Consider the following 17289-nt stretch of genomic DNA (forward strand, 5'->3'; position numbering starts at 1 on the left):
GCCAACAGCCGTACATCTTCCCGAGAAGGTCTCGTGTCAGCTCAGCGTTCGCCGTCGATGCTGCGCAGGTTGCCGATCGCGGACGCGACGGGACTGCGTACCGGTGCCAGGCACGAGTTGCCGCAGGTGTTCCGGCGCGGCGATCTGATCGTGCTCGGTCTCGGCGTCATGATCGGCGCGGGCGTGTTCAGCATCGCCGGCCGCCAGGCCGCCGCCGTGGCCGGTCCCGGCGTCGTCCTCTCCTTCATGATCGCCGGGATCGCCAGCCTGCTGGCCGCGTTCTGCTACGCCGAGCTGGCCTCCACCATGCCGACCTCGGGCAGCGCGTACACCTTCACCTACGTGATCTTCGGGGAGGTGTGGGCGTGGATCATCGGCTGCGCGCTGATCCTGGAGATGCAGCTCGCCGTCGCCGTGGTCGCCCGCGCCTGGTCCGTCTACGCCGCCCAGTTGCTCGGCGACCTCGGCGTGCGCCTGCCGGAGCCGCTCGCCGGGATGGTCGGCCAGTCCCAGGGATTCGACCTGTTCACGCTGGTCATCGTGGTGGGGCTGACCCTGCTGGTCGCCATGAGCGCCCGGGTGGGGCTGCGCACGCTGTGGGTGATCGTCGTGGCGAAGCTGCTGGCCATCGGGGCGGTCATCGTCCTCGGCGCCGTGCACTTCGACGCGGCCAACATCGACGGCGTGATCCCGGCGCCGGTCGGCCCGCCCGTCGCGCAGCACGGCGTCCTCACCTCGACCGTGCTCGGCGCGGTGTTCGGCGACGCGCACACCTTCGGCTGGCTCGGCATCTTCGCCGCCGCCCCCACCATCGCCTTCGCCTACGTCGGCTGGGACCTCATCGCCACCGCCGCCGAGGAGACCACCGACGCGCCGCGCGCCATCCCGCGGGGCATGATCCGCAGCCTCGTGCTGGCCACCGTCCTCTACATCGCCGTCGCCGTGGTGATGGTCGGCCTGGTCCCCTACGACCGGATGGACCCCGCCGCGCCGCTGGCCGACGCCTTCCGCCAGGTCGGCGCCGGGTTCATGGTGCACGTCATCAACGTCGGCGCGGTGCTCGGGCTCACCACCGTCGTCCTGGTGCTGCTGGTCGGGCAGACCCGGGTGCTCTTCTCCATGGCGCGCGACGGCCTGCTGCCGCGCAGCCTGGCCGTACTCAGCCCGCGCTACCACACGCCTTCCCGGGCCACCCTGGTCACCGGCCTGGTGGCGCTGGTGCTCGCCGAGACCGTGCCGGTGCTCACCCTGGAGCAGCTCGTCGTGATCGGCGCGCTGTTCGCCTTCCTGTTCACGGCGGCCGGTGTGATCACGATGCGCCGTACGATGCCCGAGCTGCCGCGCGGCTTCCGGGTGCCGCTCTCCCCCGTGGTGCCGATGCTGTCGCTGGCGGCCACCCTGTGGCTGATGCTGAACCTGCAGCTCATGACGTGGCTCTACTTCGCCGCCTGGATGCTCGCCGGCTTCCTCGCCTACCTCGCGTACGGCAGGCGGCGCAGCGCGCTGGCCCCCGGCGCCCCGCCCAGGATGCCGGACCGCGGCCGGCACCGCAGGTGAGCCGCCTCAGAGCCGGCGCGACTCAAGGACGCTGCGCAGGAACTCCCGGGTGCGCGGCTCGCGGGGCGCGGTGAAGATCTCCTCCGGGGTGCCGCGTTCCAGCAGCACGCCGCCGTCCAGGAAGCACACCGTGTCCGCGATCTCCCGGGCGAAGCCCATCTCGTGGGTGGCGAGGATCATGGTCATGCCGCCCTCCTTGAGCTCCCTGATCACCCCGAGGACGTCGGTGACCAGGGCCGGGTCGAGGGCCGAGGTCACCTCGTCCAGCAGGATGAGCCGGGGCTGGGTGGCCAGCGCGCGGATGATCGCGACCCGTTGCTGCTGACCACCGGACAGCCGGTCGGGGTAGGCGTTCGCCTTGTCCGCCAGGCCGAACCGGGCGAGCAGGTCGCGGGCGTCGCCCTCGGCCCGGGAACGGCCCACCTTGTGCACCTTGCGCGGGGCCAGGCAGATGTTCTCCAGCACCGTCATGTGCGGGAAGAGGTTGTACGCCTGGAACACCATGCCGATGCGCTTGCGCACCTCGTCCGCGTCGGTCCGGACGGCCGTGATGTCCTGATCGTCGAGATAGATGACCCCGTCGTCCACGGTCTCCAGCAGGTTGACGCAGCGCAGCAGCGTGGACTTGCCGGAGCCGGAGGAGCCGATCAGGCAGACCACCTCGTGCGGCCGGACCGCGAGATCGACGCCGCGCAGCACGTCGTGGTCGTGGTATCGCTTCCACACGTTCTCGATCCGGAGCAGCGTCATGCCCCTCGCCGCCTCTCGGAGCGCGCGGCCAGGTAGTCGGTGAACCGGGCCATCGGGATCGTGAGCAGGATGAACAACAGGGCGGCCACCAGGTAAGGGGTGTAGTTGAACTTGCTGCTCGCGTAGATCTGCGCCTGCCGCAACGACTCGATGACGCCGATCGTGGACACCAGCGCGGTGTCCTTCTGCAGCGAGACGAAGTCGTTGAGCAGCGGCGGCACGACCCTGCGCACCGCCTGCGGCAGCACGACGTGCCGCATGGTCTGGCCGTGGCTCAGCCCGAGCGACCGCGCGGCCGAGCGCTGGCTCGGGTGCACGGTGCCGATGCCGGCCCGGAACACCTCGGCGACATAGGCGCTGTAGGAGAGGGTGAGCGCGATCACGCCGAGCGCGATCTCGTCCTTGGGCACGCCCTGGAGCTGGAGCGCGGGCAGCCCGAAGCCGACCAGCAGGATGATCAGCAGGGTCGGCACGCCCCTGAACACGTCGACGTAGACCACGGCGAGGGCGCGCAGCGGGAAGAAGACCGGCGCCTTGACCTCCCTGACCAGCGCGATCAGCAGGCCGATCAGCAGGATGAGCGGCTCGGCGATGAGGAAGATCTGGATGTTGGTCCAGAATCCCGCGACCACGTCGGGCAGCGCCTCGGTGAACGCCTCCCAGCTGAAGAAGGTCTCCCTGACCCGGTCCCAGCCCGGCGAGTTGGTGATCAGCAGGACGACGAGGACGAGGAAGACGAACGTCGAGGCCGAGGCGATCGAGCCGGAGCGGAGGGCGCGCTTCCTGCGCAGCTTCTCCCGCTCCACCTGGCGCTCGCTCTTGACCCGGCCGGCGGTCCCCTTCATCACGCCCCGGCCCGTGTCGTTCCCCGCTCCACCGTCGCGTCCGCCGTCACTTCAGCTCCGGCGCGCCCGCCGCGGAGCCGAGCCACTCGGTCTCGATCTTCTGCAGGTCACCCGAGGACCTGACCTTCTCCAGCGCCTGGTCCACGCAGGAGACCAGGCCGTTGCCCTTCTCGAAGACGAGGCCGAACTCCTCCGGGGCGCCGGAGGTGGCGGCGAACTGCCCGACGATCTTGGAGTTGTCCACCTGGGCGGCGGTGACGTAGAACGCGGTGGGCAGGTCCACCACGATGGCGTCGACCTGCTTGTTCTTCAGCGCGTTCACCGCGTCGACCTGCATGTTGTAGACCTTGGGCTCGGTGGCGGGCTGGATCAGGTCCTTGACCGCCTGGAGGGACGTGGTGCCCACCTGGACGCCGATCGTGGCGTCCTTGAGGTCGGCGAGGCTGGTCGCCGAGGCGTACTTCGACCCGTCGATCGCGACGACGGCCTGCTTGACGGTGTAGTAGCCCTTGCTGAAGTCGACGACCTTGGCGCGGTCCGGGGTGATCGAGACCTGGTTGACGTCGAAGTCGAACTTCTTGGCGCCCGGCGCGAAGGCCGCGTCGAACGGGACGGTGATCCAGTCGACCTCGTCCCTGGTGTAACCGAGCTGACCGGCCACCGCGTAGGCGACGGCGCTCTCGAAGCCCTCGCCGCTCTTGGGGTCGTCGTTCTTGAACCACGGCTCGTAGGCGGGCTTGTCGGTCCCGATGGTGAGCCGGCCCGGCGTCTTGACGGCGAGCTGGTCCTTGGCGCAGGACGCGGCCGCGGTGGGGGCGGCCGAGCCTCCGGCGCCCGCCGTGCCGGTCGTTTCCGGAGCACAGGCGACCGCCGCCGTGGCGAGCAGGCCGACAGCCAGCAGCATCGAGGGACGGATCATTACCCAGCCTCCAGGGGGATTGCACCACGAACGTGCAAAGTGTACGGCAGCGCCTCCCAGCCCGGTCGCCTGACCAGCGCCAACGCGCACGGAGGCGGCGGGAACGGCGGAGGGGCCCCCTCCCGGCACGGGAGAGGGCCCCTCGGACGGCCGTGAACGATCAGCCGGCGATGACCTCGACCTCGATCGCGGCCGAGACCTCCGGGTGCAGCTTCACGGAGATCCGGTGCGAGCCGAGGCTCTTGATCGCGTTGACGATCTCGATGCGACGGCGGTCGAGCTGCGGGCCGCCGGCGGCCTTGACCGCGTCGGCGATGTCGCCCGTGGTGACCGAGCCGAAGAGACGGCCGGACTCGCCGGCGCGGGTCCTCAGCTTCACCTTGAGGGCCGCCAGCTGGCCGGCGACCTCCTTGGCGGTGCCCAGGTCGCGGATCTCGCGGGCGTCACGCGCCTTCTTGATCGACGCGATCTGCTTCTCGGCGCCGCGGGTCCACAGGATCGCGAAGCCGCGGGGCAGGAGGTAGTTACGGCCGTAGCCGTTCTTCACCTCGACGATGTCGCCGGGGCCGCCGAGGCCGGTTACTTCACTGGTGAGAATGAGCTTCATTGGTCCGGACCTCCCTTAGCGCGCGGTGCTCGTGTACGGCAGCAGGGCCATCTCACGCGCGTTCTTGATCGCGGTCGCCACGTCGCGCTGGTGCTGGGTGCAGTTGCCCGTCACCCGGCGCGCACGGATCTTGCCGCGGTCGGAGATGAACTTCCGCAGCAGCGCCGTGTCCTTGTAGTCGACGTAGGAGATCTTGTCGTGGCAGAACAGGCAAACCTTCTTCTTTGGCTTGCGCAGTGCCGGCTTGGCCATCGTGGTGCTCCTTTCAGAGCCCCGCCGTGCGGGCGGGAATGGTCATTTCGGATGGATGGATGGAATCGCCCCGAAGGGCGAGGGTCACGCTAGAACGGGGGCTCGTCGGTGTAGTCGCCACCGCCGCCGAAGCCGCCCCCGCCACCGCCGAAGCCGCCGCCCTGGCCGCCACCGCCACCGCCGCCGCCGAAGCCGCCACCGCCGCTGGGCGGGGTGGGGCTGGCGGAGGCCCACGGGTCGTCGGCGGGACCGCCGCCGAAGCCGCCTCCGCCTCCGCCGCCCTGACGGGCGGTGCGGTTGACCTTGGCGGTCGCGTTACGCAGGGACGGGCCGACCTCGTCGACCTCGACCTCGTAAACCGTGCGCTTCTCGCCTTCCTTGGTCTCGTAGGACCGCTGGCGGAGCCGGCCCTGGAGAATGACCCGCATGCCGCGCTGGAGGCTCTCGGCGACGTTTTCCGCCGCCTGCCGCCAGACGTTGCAGGTCAGGAAGAGCGCCTCACCGTCTTTCCACTCGTTGCTCTGCCGGTCGAGAAACCGGGGAGTGGACGCGATGCGGAACCGGGCCACGGCTGTCCCCGTCGGGGTGAAACGCAGCTCCGGGTCGTCGACGAGGTTGCCGACGATTGTGATCTGGGTGTCGCCTGCCATGGCTCCGTTCGCCTCTCTCGGGCTTTGCTAACGGTTACGGCTCAGCCTACGACCGGTGTCCGACAAAAAGCGGGGACCGCTCAGTGGACGTCGGGGCGCAGGACCTTGGTCCGCAGGATGCCCTCGTTGAGGTTCATCTGGCGGTCGAGCTCCTTCACCGTGGCCGGCTCGGCGGTCAGGTCGATCACCGCGTAGATGCCCTCGGGCTTCTTGGCGATGTCGTAGGACAGACGGCGGCGGCCCCAGACGTCGACCTTCTCCACCGTGCCGCCGTCGTTGCGGACCACCGTGAGGAACTGGTCGAGGGACGGTGCCACAGTACGCTCGTCGAGCGACGGGTCGAGGATGACCATCATTTCGTAGCGACGCATGCGGACTTCCAACCTCCTCTGGACTCTTGCGGTCACGACACCGTGCCGTGACAGGAGGATGCCGACGTCTTCGCGGAAGCGCCCCTTCTCGGCGGAATCCCGCGACGCGGGTGCAGGGCACCCATCACAACGTGGCCGACCCAGGCTATCAGCCCAGGCAGGGTCCGCACGCAGGGTTGCCGGAGGGCCATCCGGGAACGCTTCACCAGATAAACCCCTGTACGTCACAGTCCCTAGGGGGGTGGCACATGCCACAGATGCTGGACCCCACGCCGAGCAGGCCGTTCCGGCTGTCGCTGAACACCGACGGGAGATCCCATCCCCGGGAGAACGCGCTCTCCGTCCTGACCGTGCTGCTCGGCGTCGTGGCCTTCTTCACCGCGTTCGTCGAGAGCGCGCACGTCGTGGCCTCGTGGGCGGGGCTCGCCGGATTCCTCATCGGCCTCTACTCCCAGTACGTCTCGGAGACCACCCCCCAGCGGTCTCTGAACGTCGTGGGGCTCGTGGGCGCGTTCGTCGGGGTCGCGCTGGGGATCTTCCACGGCGGCTTCCTGCCCTGAGGGCTCCGTCAACGAAGAAATCCGTCCACAGGGCGTGCCCCGCGGACGGATCCGGGTGCCGGCTCAGGCGCTGAGATGGAGATCCACCCCCAGCAGGGGCAGGAACCACAGCAGGACCGCCAGCAACGCCTCGGCGAGGTCCCGCAGCAGCGCGGGGGTGATGTAGTCGTATATCCAGGCCACGTACAGGCCGACCGCGATGTAGATCAGTCCGACCAGGCTGACGCCTCTCCGGTATCTGTATGCCACGTCGTCTCCTCGGGGGTAAAAAGCCGCGTGACGCGGGGGTTTCGCCCGTCACGACTGCCCATCCGGCGGGCCTCGAAACGGAGACCGGCCCCCACCTGGGTCGACTACGCTCGAAGGCATGGTGCGCATCGGAGCTCACGTCGACCAGGACGACCCAAGAGGCCACGCGGCGGCGGTCGACGCCGACGTGGTGCAGTTCTTCCTCGGCGATCCGCAGGGCTGGAAGGGTCCCGTGGTGCCGGAGAAGGCCGCCGACCTCCGGGACTCCGGCGTCGACGTCTACATCCACGCGCCCTATGTGATCAACGTGGCGACCGCCAACAACCGGATCAGGATCCCCAGCCGCAAGCTGCTCGGCCAGCACCTCGCGGCGGCGGCCGACCTCGGCGCGAAGGGCCTGATCGTGCACGGCGGCCACGTCGGCAAGGACGACGACCCGCAGGGCGGTTTCGACAACTGGCGCAAGGTGTTCGAGCGCCTGGAGGACCGCCGCGTCCCCGTCCTCATCGAGAACACCGCGGGCGGCGGCAACGCGATGGCCCGCAAGCTGGAGCGGATCGCCCGGCTGTGGGAGGCGCTCGACGGGTTCGACGTGGGCTTCTGCCTCGACACCTGCCACGCCCACGCCGGCGGCGAAGACCTCGTCGGCCTCGTCGAGCGGGTCAGGGCCATCACCGGCCGCGTCGACCTCGTCCACTGCAACGACTCGCGCGACGCCTTCGACTCCGGCGCCGACCGGCACGCCAACCTGGGCGCCGGCCGGATCGACCCGGAGCTGATCCTCGGCGTGTGCCGGGCCGCCGGGGCGCCGATCGTGGTGGAGACGCCCGGCGCGGGCCAGGCCGACGACATCGCCTTCCTCAGGAAGCACCTGTAGGGATATCCCCAAGGGCTGCCCAGGATTCGTACACAGCCTGTGGATAACTTCCCTGGATTACCAAGACCGAAAAGTGGGTAAGGGCGCCGGGCCCCAGGTCAAGGGCCCGGCACCGAGCCTCAGACGGCCTTGAGGAAACCGCCGTCCACCACGTAGTCCGCCCCGGTGGTGCTGCCCGAGCGCGGCGACGCCAGCAGCGCGACCACGTCGGCGACCTCCTGCGGGTCCACCAGGCGGCCGGTGGTCAGGCTCATCATCTCCGGCGCGAGGCTGGCGATGACGGTGTCGCGGTCGGTGTTCACCTGGGCGGCGATGATGTCGGCGGCGCCGCCCTCCTCGGTCCACCAGGCCGTGCGGACCGGCCCCGGGGAGACGGTGTTCACCCGGATGCCCTGCGGGCCGTACTCCTCCGACAGCGCCTTGCCGAGGTTGTTCAGGCCGGCCTTGGCGGCGTTGTAGTCGACGTTCATCGGGGCGGGCTGCCGCGCGCCGCCCGAGGAGACGTTGACGATGGCGCCGCCGCCCCGCCGGAGCATCAGCGGGATCGCCGCCCGCACCGCACGGACCACGGAGAAGAGGTTGAACTCGAACATCTCCCGCCAGGCGGCGTCATCCGGGGCGAGGAAGGTGAAGCGCGGAAGGCTGACGCCGGGGGGCGGACCGCCCGCGTTGTTCACCAGGATGTCCAGCCCGCCGAACTCCTCGGCCGCGCGCGCCATGACCCGGGCGGGCGCCTCCGGGTCCATCAGGTCCACCGGCACGTGCACCAGGTCGGGCCCGGCGAGCGCGTCCAGGTCCGCGCCGCTCCTGCGGGAGGCGGCGACCACCCTGGCGCCCTCGTCGAGCAGGGTACGCACCACGGCGAGCCCGATGCCCTTCGACGCCCCGGTGACCACGGCGACACGGCCGGAAAGTCGCAGGTCCATGATGTCCGTCCTTCCCTCGTCAACGGCCCGGATCCGGGCCACGTCGCCGAAGGTAGTTCGCTCATCTGTTCGATCGCTGGCGGCGAACGGACGCGTAATCCGGCAGGTGGTCCCGGCGGATTCCTAGGAACGCCGACCCTCTCCTTGCCTGCGGCACGGCCCAGCCTGGGTCCGCCGGTGCGCCGGTGCCCCGGGCGGTCTAGCCCGCCCAGGCCCCGGCCAGGAAGGTGAGCGTGTTGAGCGCCATCAGCGGCGCGATGAGCAGGGCGTAGACCCAGATGCCCGAACGGCGGAGCCGGGACCTCCGGCTCGTCTCCCCGGGGCGCGGCGTGGTCGCGCGGGCGAGCGCCAGCCACAGCGGCCACCACAGCAGCGCCGAGCGCGGGATCGACAGGTAGTACGCGGAGCACACCAGCGCGCCCACCTGGAGCCCCACGTAGACGAGTTCGCTCCACCTCCGCCGGGCGAGCAGCCACCCCACCAGCGCCACGCCGACGAACGCCCCGGCGATCTCCAGCCGGAACGCCCAGACGTACGGCCCGTTCCCCGTCGCCTCCTGCCACGTGGTGAGGAACGACTCCCACGGCGGCACGAGGGTGCGCCCCCAGCCGGCCTCCTGGGCATGGTTCCAGGCCAGCCAGTCGCCGGTCCGCCCGTGCTGGTAGGCCGAGTAGAGCACCAGGGGCACGAACGGCACCGCCAGCCAGCCCCAGTGGGTCCGGTACGGCTCCCGCCTCCGGTGCGCCCGCCACGAACCGCCGGCGTACTCCACGATGAGCGCGAGGGCCAGGAAGAGGCCGGTGATCCGCATGCAGGAGGCGCCCGCGGCGAGCAGCCCGGCCGTCAGCCAGTCGCCGCGCCGGGCGGCCAGCCACGCCGGGATGGCGAACGCGAGGAACAGCGCCTCGCTGTACCCGGCGAACAGGAAGACCGCGGTCGGGCACAGCAGCAGCGCCAGGACGGCACGCCAGCCGGCGCCCGGCGGCCCTTCGAACTCGGCGAGCCTGGCCAGCGCGACCACCGCGACGCCCCCGGCCACCATCGAGATCAGCAGGCCGCTGAGGGTCCAGTCGGGCACGAGGAGGTGAACCACCCGGAGCATGACCGGCATTCCGGGGAAGAAGGCGGGCAGCCCGGCGTCCGGCGGGGCGGAGGGGTCGCCGCCGTAGCCGTACTGGGCGATCTTGATCAGCAGGTCGGCGTCCCAGTGCCGCCAGCGGTCCACGAAGGACGGGGCGGCCCGGTCGCCGAGCAGCGCCCCGGTGCCCACCACGGCCAGGATGACGATCCCGGCCCGGGAGGCCACCCACAGCGTCAGGGCGTGGAAGGCGGCGTCCGAGCTATCCCGGGGGGCCGGGGTCCGGGCGGCGGCTGCGGTCTCGGAGGGCGGGGAGGACACGGGGGTGCGCGGCGGGCGGTCAGCCGATGCCGAGGAGCGGGTCCCGCCGGGACGAGGGCAGCAGGCGGAAGCGGTCCGGCGCGTTGTCGAAGACCCCGCCGGTCACGTCGTCCGAGCCGTCCTGCCGTACCACGTCCTTCTCCGGCCGGAGGATGTCCCGCACCACGAACGCGACCAGGATCATGATGGTGATGGCCCGGCCCCACACGGCGGTGAAGTAGGTGGTGTCGCTGATGCCGAGGGCCTCGTTGCCCTGCTGGAGGCCGACGAGGTAGAGCCAGATGGCGAAGAAGTACCAGACTTCGGCGAGTTGCCACAGCGCGAGCGGTTTCCAGTTGGGTCTGGCCAGCACGGCGAAGGGCACCAGCCACAGCACGAACTGCGGGGACCACACCTTGTTCGTCAGCATGAAGGCGGCGAGCGCCAGGAAGCACAGCTGCGCCAGGCGCGGCCGGGTCGGCGCCAGCAGGGCGAGCAGCGCGATGCCGAGGCAGAGCAGGGCGAGGACGACGATTCCCAGCACGCTCAGCAGGTCGGGGTCGCCCAGGATCGGCCACTGCCGCTGCTGGAAGTAGAACCAGAGCGATCCCCAGTCGGCCCCGCGCTCCTGGCTGAAGACGTAGAACCGCCGCCACCCGTCGAACGCGAAGATCATGACCGGCAGGTTGACGGCCAGCCACGCGCCCGCCGTGCCCGCCATCGTCTTCAGGAACGGCCGCCACGTCCCGGTGCGCAGCGTGAGCAGGAAGAGCGCGCCGACGAACATGAGCGGGTAGAACTTCGTGGCGATCGCCAGGCCGAGCAGGATGCCGGCGAGCCACTGCCGCTTCCTGGACCAGGCGAGCAGCATGCCCAGGGAGAGGACGCCGGCGGCGAGGTCCCAGTTGATGTACGCGGCGAGGATCACGCCGGGGGCGACCGCGTACCACAGCGCGTCCCAGCGGCGGCGGCCGGGACCGGCGAGCGCCGCCATCAGCAGCACGCCGGCCACCAGGCAGACGGCCATGAGCAGCGCGGTCAGGTCATAGAACCGCGCGCCCCTGGCCGCCACGTCGCCGACCGTGCCGACCAGCCGCGAGATCACGTCCATGACCCCGCCGAGCACCACCGGGTACTCGACCTGCTTGTCGAAGGGCACGTTGGCGAAGTAGGGGACCTGCCCCTCGGCCAGGTGCCGGTCGAAGTAGAGCGGATAGATGTCGGTGTAACAGAAGTTGGTGAACTGCAGCGTCCCGTCGTTCCACGCCCCGCCGAAGCGGCAGGGCCACTTCCACAGGTACGCGAGGAGCGCGCCCATCACCCCGAACACCGCGAGCGGCACGTAGGCGAGGGCGCGCGTCCCCGAGTCGAACAGGATCAGATCGCGGGACGCTGTGTCACGTTTCATCCGTCATCCGTCATCCGTGTCGCGGCCTCGGGTGGAGAACTCGGACGTGGTGCCGGGCGGGTTGCCGCCCCAGCCTCCGCCGCCGTCGCCCATGCCCGGATCCTCACAGGAGCCGTCCCACGGGAGGCACTCGCGGCTCTCCTCGGTGGGCGGGTCCACCGGGACGTCCTCGGCCGGTCCCCAGTCGTCGCCGGGGAAGCCCGAGTCGTCCGGCGGGATCGGGGTTTCGGTCTCCGTCGGCGTCGGGGCCGGGGAGGGCGCGAGGTTCTCCGGCATGCCGACGTTGGCGCGCGGCGGGAACTGCTCGACCTTGGCGCCCTTGAGCGCCTCCTGCATGAAGGCGTGCCAGACCTTGGTCGGGTAGGTCGCGCCCTGGATGTCGCCGAGGGTGACCTCCGCGCCCTTGTGCTCCCTGTACATGCCGACGGCGGTGGAGAGCTGCGGGGCGAAGCCGACGAACCAGGCTTCCTTGTTCTCGTTGTTGGTGCCGGTCTTGCCGGCCACCGGGCGGTCGTAGAGCGCGGCAGCCTTACCGGTGCCGGCCTTGACCACCTGCTGGAGCGCCACGATGGAGTCGGCGGCGGCGTCCGGCGAGATGACCTGCTTGAAGGTGTCGGACTCCTTGAACTGGGTCAAGCCCTCCTTCGTGACGACCTTCTTGATCACGTGGGTCTCGTAGTGCTTGCCCTGGTTCGCGAAGATCGAGTAGCCGGCCGCCTGCTCCAGCGCGGTCACCTGGTTGCTGCCGATGCTCAGCAGGTAGTGGTGGCGCTGCTCGGCGTCCTCCAGCCGGGCCCGGTCCAGCCCCGCCGCGCTGGCGATGTCGATGACCTTGTCCAGTCCGACCTTCTCGGCCATGGTGGCGAACGCGGTGTTCACCGAGTCGGCCGTGGCTTTGATCACGTCGACCGAGGCGGGCCCGGAGTGGTCGTTGCCGATCGGGGTCGTGCCGGGCAGCTTCACCTCGCCGGTGCCCTGGAGGTAGCTGTTCAGGCTGTAACCGGAGTCGAGCCAGGCGGCCAGCACGTACGGCTTGAACGCCGACGCCGCCTGCTTCTGCGACATCGTGGACTGGTTCCACTCGTCCGTGAGGTAGTTCCTACCCCCGTAGAAGGCGCGGACCTGGCCGTTGCGCGGGTCGACGGCCGCGAGGCTGGTGGTGATCTCCTTGGACAGCCCGGAGGTGTTGTTCACCACCGCGTCCCTGGCGGCGGTCATCAGCCGCTTGTTGAAGGTGGAGGTGATCTTGTAGCCGCCCTTCTCCACCTCCTCCTTGTCGATGCCGTACTTCTTCTGCATCTCGTCCAGGACCGCGGTGATCATGTAGCCGTTCAGGCCCTTGTACGCGTCGGGACGCGTCCACTTCACGCGCTTCGGCATCGTCGGCGACTTGGTGGGCAGCGACCCGTACTTCTCCGGGTTCATCTCGGCCATGTTCTTGATCGCGGCGCTGTACCGCTCCTGGGTGGCGGCCATGTCCCCGGCCTCCTCCAGCCGGTCGAACCGGTCGGGGTTCTGGATCCGGCCCGCCAGGTAGGCGCCCTGCTCGGGCGAGAGGTCCTTGACGTTCTTCTTGAAGTACGCCTGCGCCGCCGCCTGGATGCCGTAGGCGCTGCGGCCGAAGTAGATGGTGTTGAGGTACCGGGTGAGGATCTCGTCCTTCGACAGCGACTTGTCGACCTTGACGGCGACGAAGATCTCGGTGATCTTCCGGGTGACGGACACCTCCTGGCTGAGGCCGTCGTAGTAGTTACGCACCATCTGCTGGGTGATCGTCGAGGCGCCCTGCACCTGCTGCCCGGTGACCGTGCTGTAGACCGAGCGGGCGATACTGCGGAAGTCGATGCCGTTGTCCTCGCGGAAGGACTGGTTCTCCACCGCGATCACGGCGTCCTGCACCCACACCGGGATCTGGTCGATCGTCACCGGCGTCCGCCGGGTGCCGAGCCTGGCGATCACGCCCTTGCCGTCGTCGTAGTAGATGACGCTGCCCTGGTCGTCCGCGGTGTCCTGGGTCACCGTGGGGATGGGGGTGTTGGCGTAGGCCACGGCGATCATGCCGAAGATGCCCGCGGCGAACACCACCGCGCCGGCCATGACGAGCTTCCAGCTTGGGATGAACCGCTTCCAGCCCGTCTTGCCCGTGCCGCCGTCCCCGTCATCGTCGCCGCCGCCCGCGCGCCTGCGCCGGCGGCCACCGCCGCCGCCCGAGGCTCCGGGGTCGGTGGGATTGTCGTCACCCGGCCTGCGCGGTCCCCGGGGGCCGCGCGGACCGTCGGGGCCGCCGGGACGGCCGGGGCCGCCTTCCATGGAGCTGCGCGCCGTACGCGCGGCGCGCCTGCCGCCACCGGGTCCGCCGGGTCCCCCCGGGCCCGCGGGAGGGCGCGCGCCCGCCTCCGCCGCCGCGGCGGCGGCCATCATCGCCTGGGTGTCCTCGAAGGCGGCCTCGGCCCTGCGGCCCTGCGGGGCGGGCTGGCGGCCGGGGGCCTCGCGGCGGCCTCCCGGGGGCGGGCCCGCCCTTCGACCGCCCGGGTCGTGATCGCCCTGGCGGGCCTCCGGCGGGCGGCCGTCCTGGCGGGCGCGCGCCCCGCGGCCGGGAGGCGGCGGGGCGGGGCCGCGCTCGGGCGGATAGGAGCCACGGTCGGGTGGCGGGGCGGCGGGGCCGCGCTCGGCGTACCCGTCGCGGGACGACGGCGGCCCGGGGACGGCTCGGGGGTCGTTGCCCGGGGCGGAGCGACGACGCCGCCCTGGCTGAGCCGGCCCGGAAAAGCCGTCGCGCGGGGCGGGACCTCCGGTCGGCTCGGGGCCATAGCTGCTGTTACTCACACGTCCTCGTTAAGTCATCGGCGATGTTGTCATTGGCGACGGCCAGGGGCGGGTGCATGGACATCCGCCTGCCGGGATCAGGTCTCCGAGGGGGGATCCCCGTTCCCGAGGACGAACGAGATCGCCAGGTGATTCCAGGCACAACCTTGGCAGACCTCTACCACGTAAACGCGGAATTCGCGGTATTGCCGCGCCATCTCCGCAAGGTCCGACGTGTTCTTTACCCGGCCTACAAGGCGGCCGAGCTCGTCCCCATATACATAGGTAACGTTCGTGACGTTCCGGCGCTCGCACACCGGGCAGAGGCGCTGTGTCTCCTCGCCGTGGAATCTCGCGGCGCGGAGGAGATAGGGATGTGCGTCACAAACGTCGTCGGCGGAGGCACGGCCGGCGCGGAGCGAACGAACCGTCGCCCTCTTCGCCAGGCCGTAGTCCACGACCAATCGCTGTGACCACATAGCAGCCAGAGTACGGCTTTTTACCGATCTGCCCCAACCTCTTGGCGAACTCATGGAGCACCCCCCTCGTTGCGACGTATGCCGGGCCGACGTATCCTGCTGATGTATCGACTCGATACATCGACGCGAGAGGGGGTGCTCTCCAGTGACCGGCGGAAGAGGCAACGTGCTGGAGCTCGCCGTGCTCGGGTCGTTGCACGAAACTCCGCTGCACGGCTACGAGCTGCGCAAACGGCTCAACGCCCTGCTCGGAATGTTCCGCGCCTTCTCCTACGGCTCGCTCTATCCATGCCTGCGCTCCCTGCTGAACCAGGGGCTGATCGTGGAGGAGCAGCCGCCCACCGAGGAGAGCGTCGCCCCGCTCTCCGGCCGGCGGTCGAAGATCGTCTACAAGCTGACGGCGGAAGGCAAGGAGCGGCTGCAGGAGCTCCTCACCCATTCGGGCCCGTCCGCGTGGGAGGACGAGAGCTTCGGCGTCCACTTCGCCTTCTTCCGTCACACCGAGGCCGAGGTTCGCCTGCGCATCCTCGAAGGCCGGCGCAGCCGGCTGGAGGAGCGCCTGGAAAGCGTCCGCACAGCTCTCGCCCGCACCCGTGAGCGTCTGGACAGCTACACCCTGGAGCTCCAGCGGCACGGCCTGGAATCGGTCGAGCGCGAAGTGCGCTGGCTCAACGAGCTGATCGCGACCGAGCGACGCGCCGAGGCACGGGGCGAAGCGGACACCACACGAGACACAACCACCAACATCCCGGCGGAGCGAGCGGGCTCGGCCAACGCCGAGAACAGGTCGCCGTCCGGCCGCCGCGCCGAGGATGACGGGCCTGACCGGGCCACGGATACGTAATGAGCAAGGGAGCGAGTGTCATGGGTTCGGTGCGCGTAGCCATTGTCGGAGTCGGCAACTGCGCGGCGTCGCTTGTGCAGGGAGTGCACTATTACGCGGACGCCGACCCGGCCACCAAGGTGCCGGGCCTGATGCACGTACGGTTCGGCGACTACCACGTGGGCGACGTCGAGTTCGTCGCCGCGTTCGACGTTGACGCCAAGAAGGTCGGCCGCGACCTGTCCGAGGCCATCGTCGCCTCGGAGAACAACACGATCAAGATCTGCGACGTGCCGCCGCTGGGTGTGACCGTGCAGCGTGGCCCGACCTACGACGGTCTGGGCGAGTTCTACCGGGACATGATCGAAGAGTCTGACTTCGAGCCGGTGGACGTCGTGCAGGTGCTCAAGGAGACCCGGGCCGACGTGCTCGTCTCCTACCTGCCGGTGGGTTCCGAGGAGGCCGCCCGCTTCTACGCCCAGTGCGCGATCGACGCCAAGGTGGCCTTCGTCAACGCGCTGCCCGTCTTCATCGCCTCCGACCCCGAGTGGGCCGCGAAGTTCACCGAGGCGGGCGTGCCGATCGTCGGCGACGACATCAAGTCCCAGGTCGGCGCCACCATCACGCACCGGGTCATGGCCAAGCTGTTCGAGGACCGCGGCGTCGAGCTGCTGCGCACGTACCAGCTCAACTTCGGCGGCAACATGGACTTCATGAACATGCTGGAGCGCAAGCGCCTCCAGTCGAAGAAGATCTCCAAGACCCAGTCGGTCACCTCGCAGATCCCGCACGAGATGAGCAAGGGCGACGTGCACATCGGCCCCTCGGACCACGTGCCGTGGCTGGACGACCGCAAGTGGGCCTACGTGCGCCTGGAGGGCAGGTCCTTCGGCGACACCCCGCTCAACCTGGAGTACAAGCTCGAGGTGTGGGACTCGCCCAACTCGGCGGGCATCATCATCGACGCGGTCCGCGCGGCCAAGATCGCCCTGGACCGGGGCGTCGGCGGCCCGCTGCTGTCGCCCGCGTCCTACTTCATGAAGTCGCCGCCGGTGCAGTACTCCGACGACGTCGCCCGCGAGGCCGTGGAGAAGTTCATCCGCGGCGAAGCCGAGCGCTGATCGGCGGAGAAGGTACGGAAGCCCCCTGACCGGGGGCTTCGCCTCATCACAACCGGGCGGCCGGCGGCAGGTCCGCAGGGTCGGCGGGCGGCCAGGCCAGCGGGTCGTCGCCCAGCGCGACCAGCAGCGGCACCTGCTCCCGGCACCACGGCGAGATGTCCAGCCGGCCGTCGAGGACCTGCTCGGTGAAGTCCCGCCACGGCATCCAGGACACCTCGCCCACCTCCTCCGGGTTCGGCACCGCGTCGCCGGACACCACCGCGCGGTAGACCGGGCACAACTCGTGCTCGACGGTGCCGTTGTCCATCACCGCCCGGTAGGAGAACCGCGGCAGCATCAGATCGACGCGCAGGACGGACAGCCCCAGCTCGTAGGACAGCCGCCGGGTCACCGCCTCCGACAACGACTCCTGCGGCAGCGGATGACCGCAGCAACTGTTGGTCAGCGCGTCCGGCCAGGTGACCTTGTGCGCGGCGCGGCGGCTGAGCAGCACCCTGCCTGCGTCGTCGAAGACGTAGCTGGAGAAGGCCAGGTGCAGAGGTGTCTCCGGGCCGTGTACCGACGTCTTGGGCGCGGTGCCGATCGCGTTTCCGGCGCCGTCGACCAACACCACGAGTTCGTCAGTCGTCACCCATCCGAGAGTACGGGCTTTGATCAGGACTGCACAGTGCCTCGCCCGTTCCCAGGGTTGATCTAAGGGTTCATCCGGACG

At 70.0% G+C, this 17289-nt stretch carries 19 protein-coding genes; 5 read left to right on the forward strand and 14 right to left on the reverse strand.

The window, feature by feature from the left end; translation table 11 throughout:
* Window positions 1-33: 33 nt before the first annotated feature.
* The gene (locus QSK26_RS37400) at window positions 34-1557 is read left to right on the forward strand and encodes an APC family permease (protein ID WP_285780083.1); all 1524 of its coding nucleotides are present in this window, start codon (window positions 34-36) and stop codon (window positions 1555-1557) included.
* Between the two features lie 6 nt (window positions 1558-1563).
* Here the strand turns inward: QSK26_RS37400 and QSK26_RS37405 are convergent, their stop codons facing one another.
* The 7 genes from QSK26_RS37405 to rpsF all read right to left on the reverse strand — a co-directional run bounded on the left by QSK26_RS37405 (window position 1564) and on the right by rpsF (window position 5951).
* A complete protein-coding gene (locus QSK26_RS37405; protein ID WP_285780084.1) occupies window positions 1564-2307 on the reverse strand; it encodes an amino acid ABC transporter ATP-binding protein in 744 nt (247 codons plus the stop codon).
* On the reverse strand, window positions 2304-3152 hold the full coding sequence (locus QSK26_RS37410; protein ID WP_285780085.1) for an amino acid ABC transporter permease: 849 nt from the start codon (window positions 3150-3152) through the stop codon (window positions 2304-2306). Before QSK26_RS37410 ends, QSK26_RS37405 begins: the two co-directional genes overlap by 4 nt.
* Before the next feature lie 46 nt (window positions 3153-3198).
* Window positions 3199-4056, reverse strand: coding sequence for an ABC transporter substrate-binding protein (locus tag QSK26_RS37415; RefSeq protein ID WP_285780086.1), 858 nt, complete (start codon window positions 4054-4056; stop codon window positions 3199-3201).
* A gap of 175 nt (window positions 4057-4231) precedes the next feature.
* Window positions 4232-4678 (reverse strand): 50S ribosomal protein L9, encoded by a 447-nt coding sequence (rplI, locus tag QSK26_RS37420; protein ID WP_285780087.1) that lies wholly within the window; start codon window positions 4676-4678, stop codon window positions 4232-4234.
* A gap of 15 nt (window positions 4679-4693) precedes the next feature.
* Window positions 4694-4930 (reverse strand): 30S ribosomal protein S18, encoded by a 237-nt coding sequence (gene rpsR, locus QSK26_RS37425; protein ID WP_061256131.1) that lies wholly within the window; start codon window positions 4928-4930, stop codon window positions 4694-4696.
* Window positions 4931-5019: 89 nt separating this feature from the next.
* Entirely contained in the window at window positions 5020-5580 is a 561-nt protein-coding gene (locus QSK26_RS37430; RefSeq protein ID WP_285780088.1) for a single-stranded DNA-binding protein, read from the reverse strand.
* Window positions 5581-5660: 80 nt separating this feature from the next.
* The gene (gene rpsF, locus QSK26_RS37435; protein ID WP_196439166.1) at window positions 5661-5951 is read right to left on the reverse strand and encodes a 30S ribosomal protein S6; all 291 of its coding nucleotides are present in this window, start codon (window positions 5949-5951) and stop codon (window positions 5661-5663) included.
* Window positions 5952-6199: 248 nt separating this feature from the next.
* Between rpsF and QSK26_RS37440 the strand changes: the two genes are divergently transcribed.
* Complete coding sequence (locus QSK26_RS37440; RefSeq protein WP_285780089.1) at window positions 6200-6511, forward strand: hypothetical protein; 312 nt, start codon at window positions 6200-6202, stop codon at window positions 6509-6511.
* Between the two features lie 63 nt (window positions 6512-6574).
* Here QSK26_RS37440 and QSK26_RS37445 read toward each other — a convergent pair whose 3' ends face one another.
* The gene (locus QSK26_RS37445; protein WP_285780090.1) at window positions 6575-6760 is read right to left on the reverse strand and encodes a hypothetical protein; all 186 of its coding nucleotides are present in this window, start codon (window positions 6758-6760) and stop codon (window positions 6575-6577) included.
* Between the two features lie 118 nt (window positions 6761-6878).
* On the opposite strand from QSK26_RS37445, the gene QSK26_RS37450 reads away from it, so the two are divergent.
* Window positions 6879-7637, forward strand: coding sequence for a deoxyribonuclease IV (locus QSK26_RS37450; RefSeq protein ID WP_285780091.1), 759 nt, complete (start codon window positions 6879-6881; stop codon window positions 7635-7637).
* A 119-nt stretch (window positions 7638-7756) separates the two neighbouring features.
* Here QSK26_RS37450 and QSK26_RS37455 read toward each other — a convergent pair whose 3' ends face one another.
* The 5 genes from QSK26_RS37455 to QSK26_RS37475 form a co-directional block, all read right to left on the reverse strand.
* Window positions 7757-8563, reverse strand: coding sequence for an SDR family NAD(P)-dependent oxidoreductase (locus QSK26_RS37455; protein WP_285780092.1), 807 nt, complete (start codon window positions 8561-8563; stop codon window positions 7757-7759).
* 199 nt (window positions 8564-8762) lie between these two features.
* Window positions 8763-9962 carry a mannosyltransferase family protein gene (locus QSK26_RS37460; protein ID WP_285780093.1) on the reverse strand — a complete coding sequence of 400 codons (1200 nt, stop codon included), beginning with the start codon at window positions 9960-9962 and terminating at the stop codon, window positions 8763-8765.
* Between the two features lie 19 nt (window positions 9963-9981).
* Window positions 9982-11349 (reverse strand): glycosyltransferase family 87 protein, encoded by a 1368-nt coding sequence (locus QSK26_RS37465; protein ID WP_285780094.1) that lies wholly within the window; start codon window positions 11347-11349, stop codon window positions 9982-9984.
* A 3-nt stretch (window positions 11350-11352) separates the two neighbouring features.
* Window positions 11353-14175, reverse strand: coding sequence for a transglycosylase domain-containing protein (locus tag QSK26_RS37470; RefSeq protein WP_285780095.1), 2823 nt, complete (start codon window positions 14173-14175; stop codon window positions 11353-11355).
* 77 nt (window positions 14176-14252) lie between these two features.
* Entirely contained in the window at window positions 14253-14687 is a 435-nt protein-coding gene (locus QSK26_RS37475; protein ID WP_352244473.1) for a DUF5318 family protein, read from the reverse strand.
* Between the two features lie 91 nt (window positions 14688-14778).
* Here QSK26_RS37475 and QSK26_RS37480 point away from each other — a divergent pair, with 91 nt between their 5' ends.
* Both QSK26_RS37480 and QSK26_RS37485 read left to right on the forward strand, forming a co-directional pair.
* Window positions 14779-15477 (forward strand): PadR family transcriptional regulator, encoded by a 699-nt coding sequence (locus QSK26_RS37480; RefSeq protein ID WP_285780097.1) that lies wholly within the window; start codon window positions 14779-14781, stop codon window positions 15475-15477.
* A 20-nt stretch (window positions 15478-15497) separates the two neighbouring features.
* The gene (locus QSK26_RS37485; protein WP_285780098.1) at window positions 15498-16577 is read left to right on the forward strand and encodes an inositol-3-phosphate synthase; all 1080 of its coding nucleotides are present in this window, start codon (window positions 15498-15500) and stop codon (window positions 16575-16577) included.
* 46 nt (window positions 16578-16623) lie between these two features.
* On the opposite strand, the gene idi is transcribed toward QSK26_RS37485, so the two are convergent.
* Entirely contained in the window at window positions 16624-17208 is a 585-nt protein-coding gene (gene idi / locus QSK26_RS37490) for an isopentenyl-diphosphate Delta-isomerase (protein WP_285780099.1), read from the reverse strand.
* Window positions 17209-17289: the final 81 nt, after the last annotated feature.

Origin of the sequence: Microtetraspora sp. NBRC 13810, from assembly GCF_030268685.1 — a bacterium.
Taxonomy (GTDB): domain Bacteria; phylum Actinomycetota; class Actinomycetes; order Streptosporangiales; family Streptosporangiaceae; genus BSRQ01.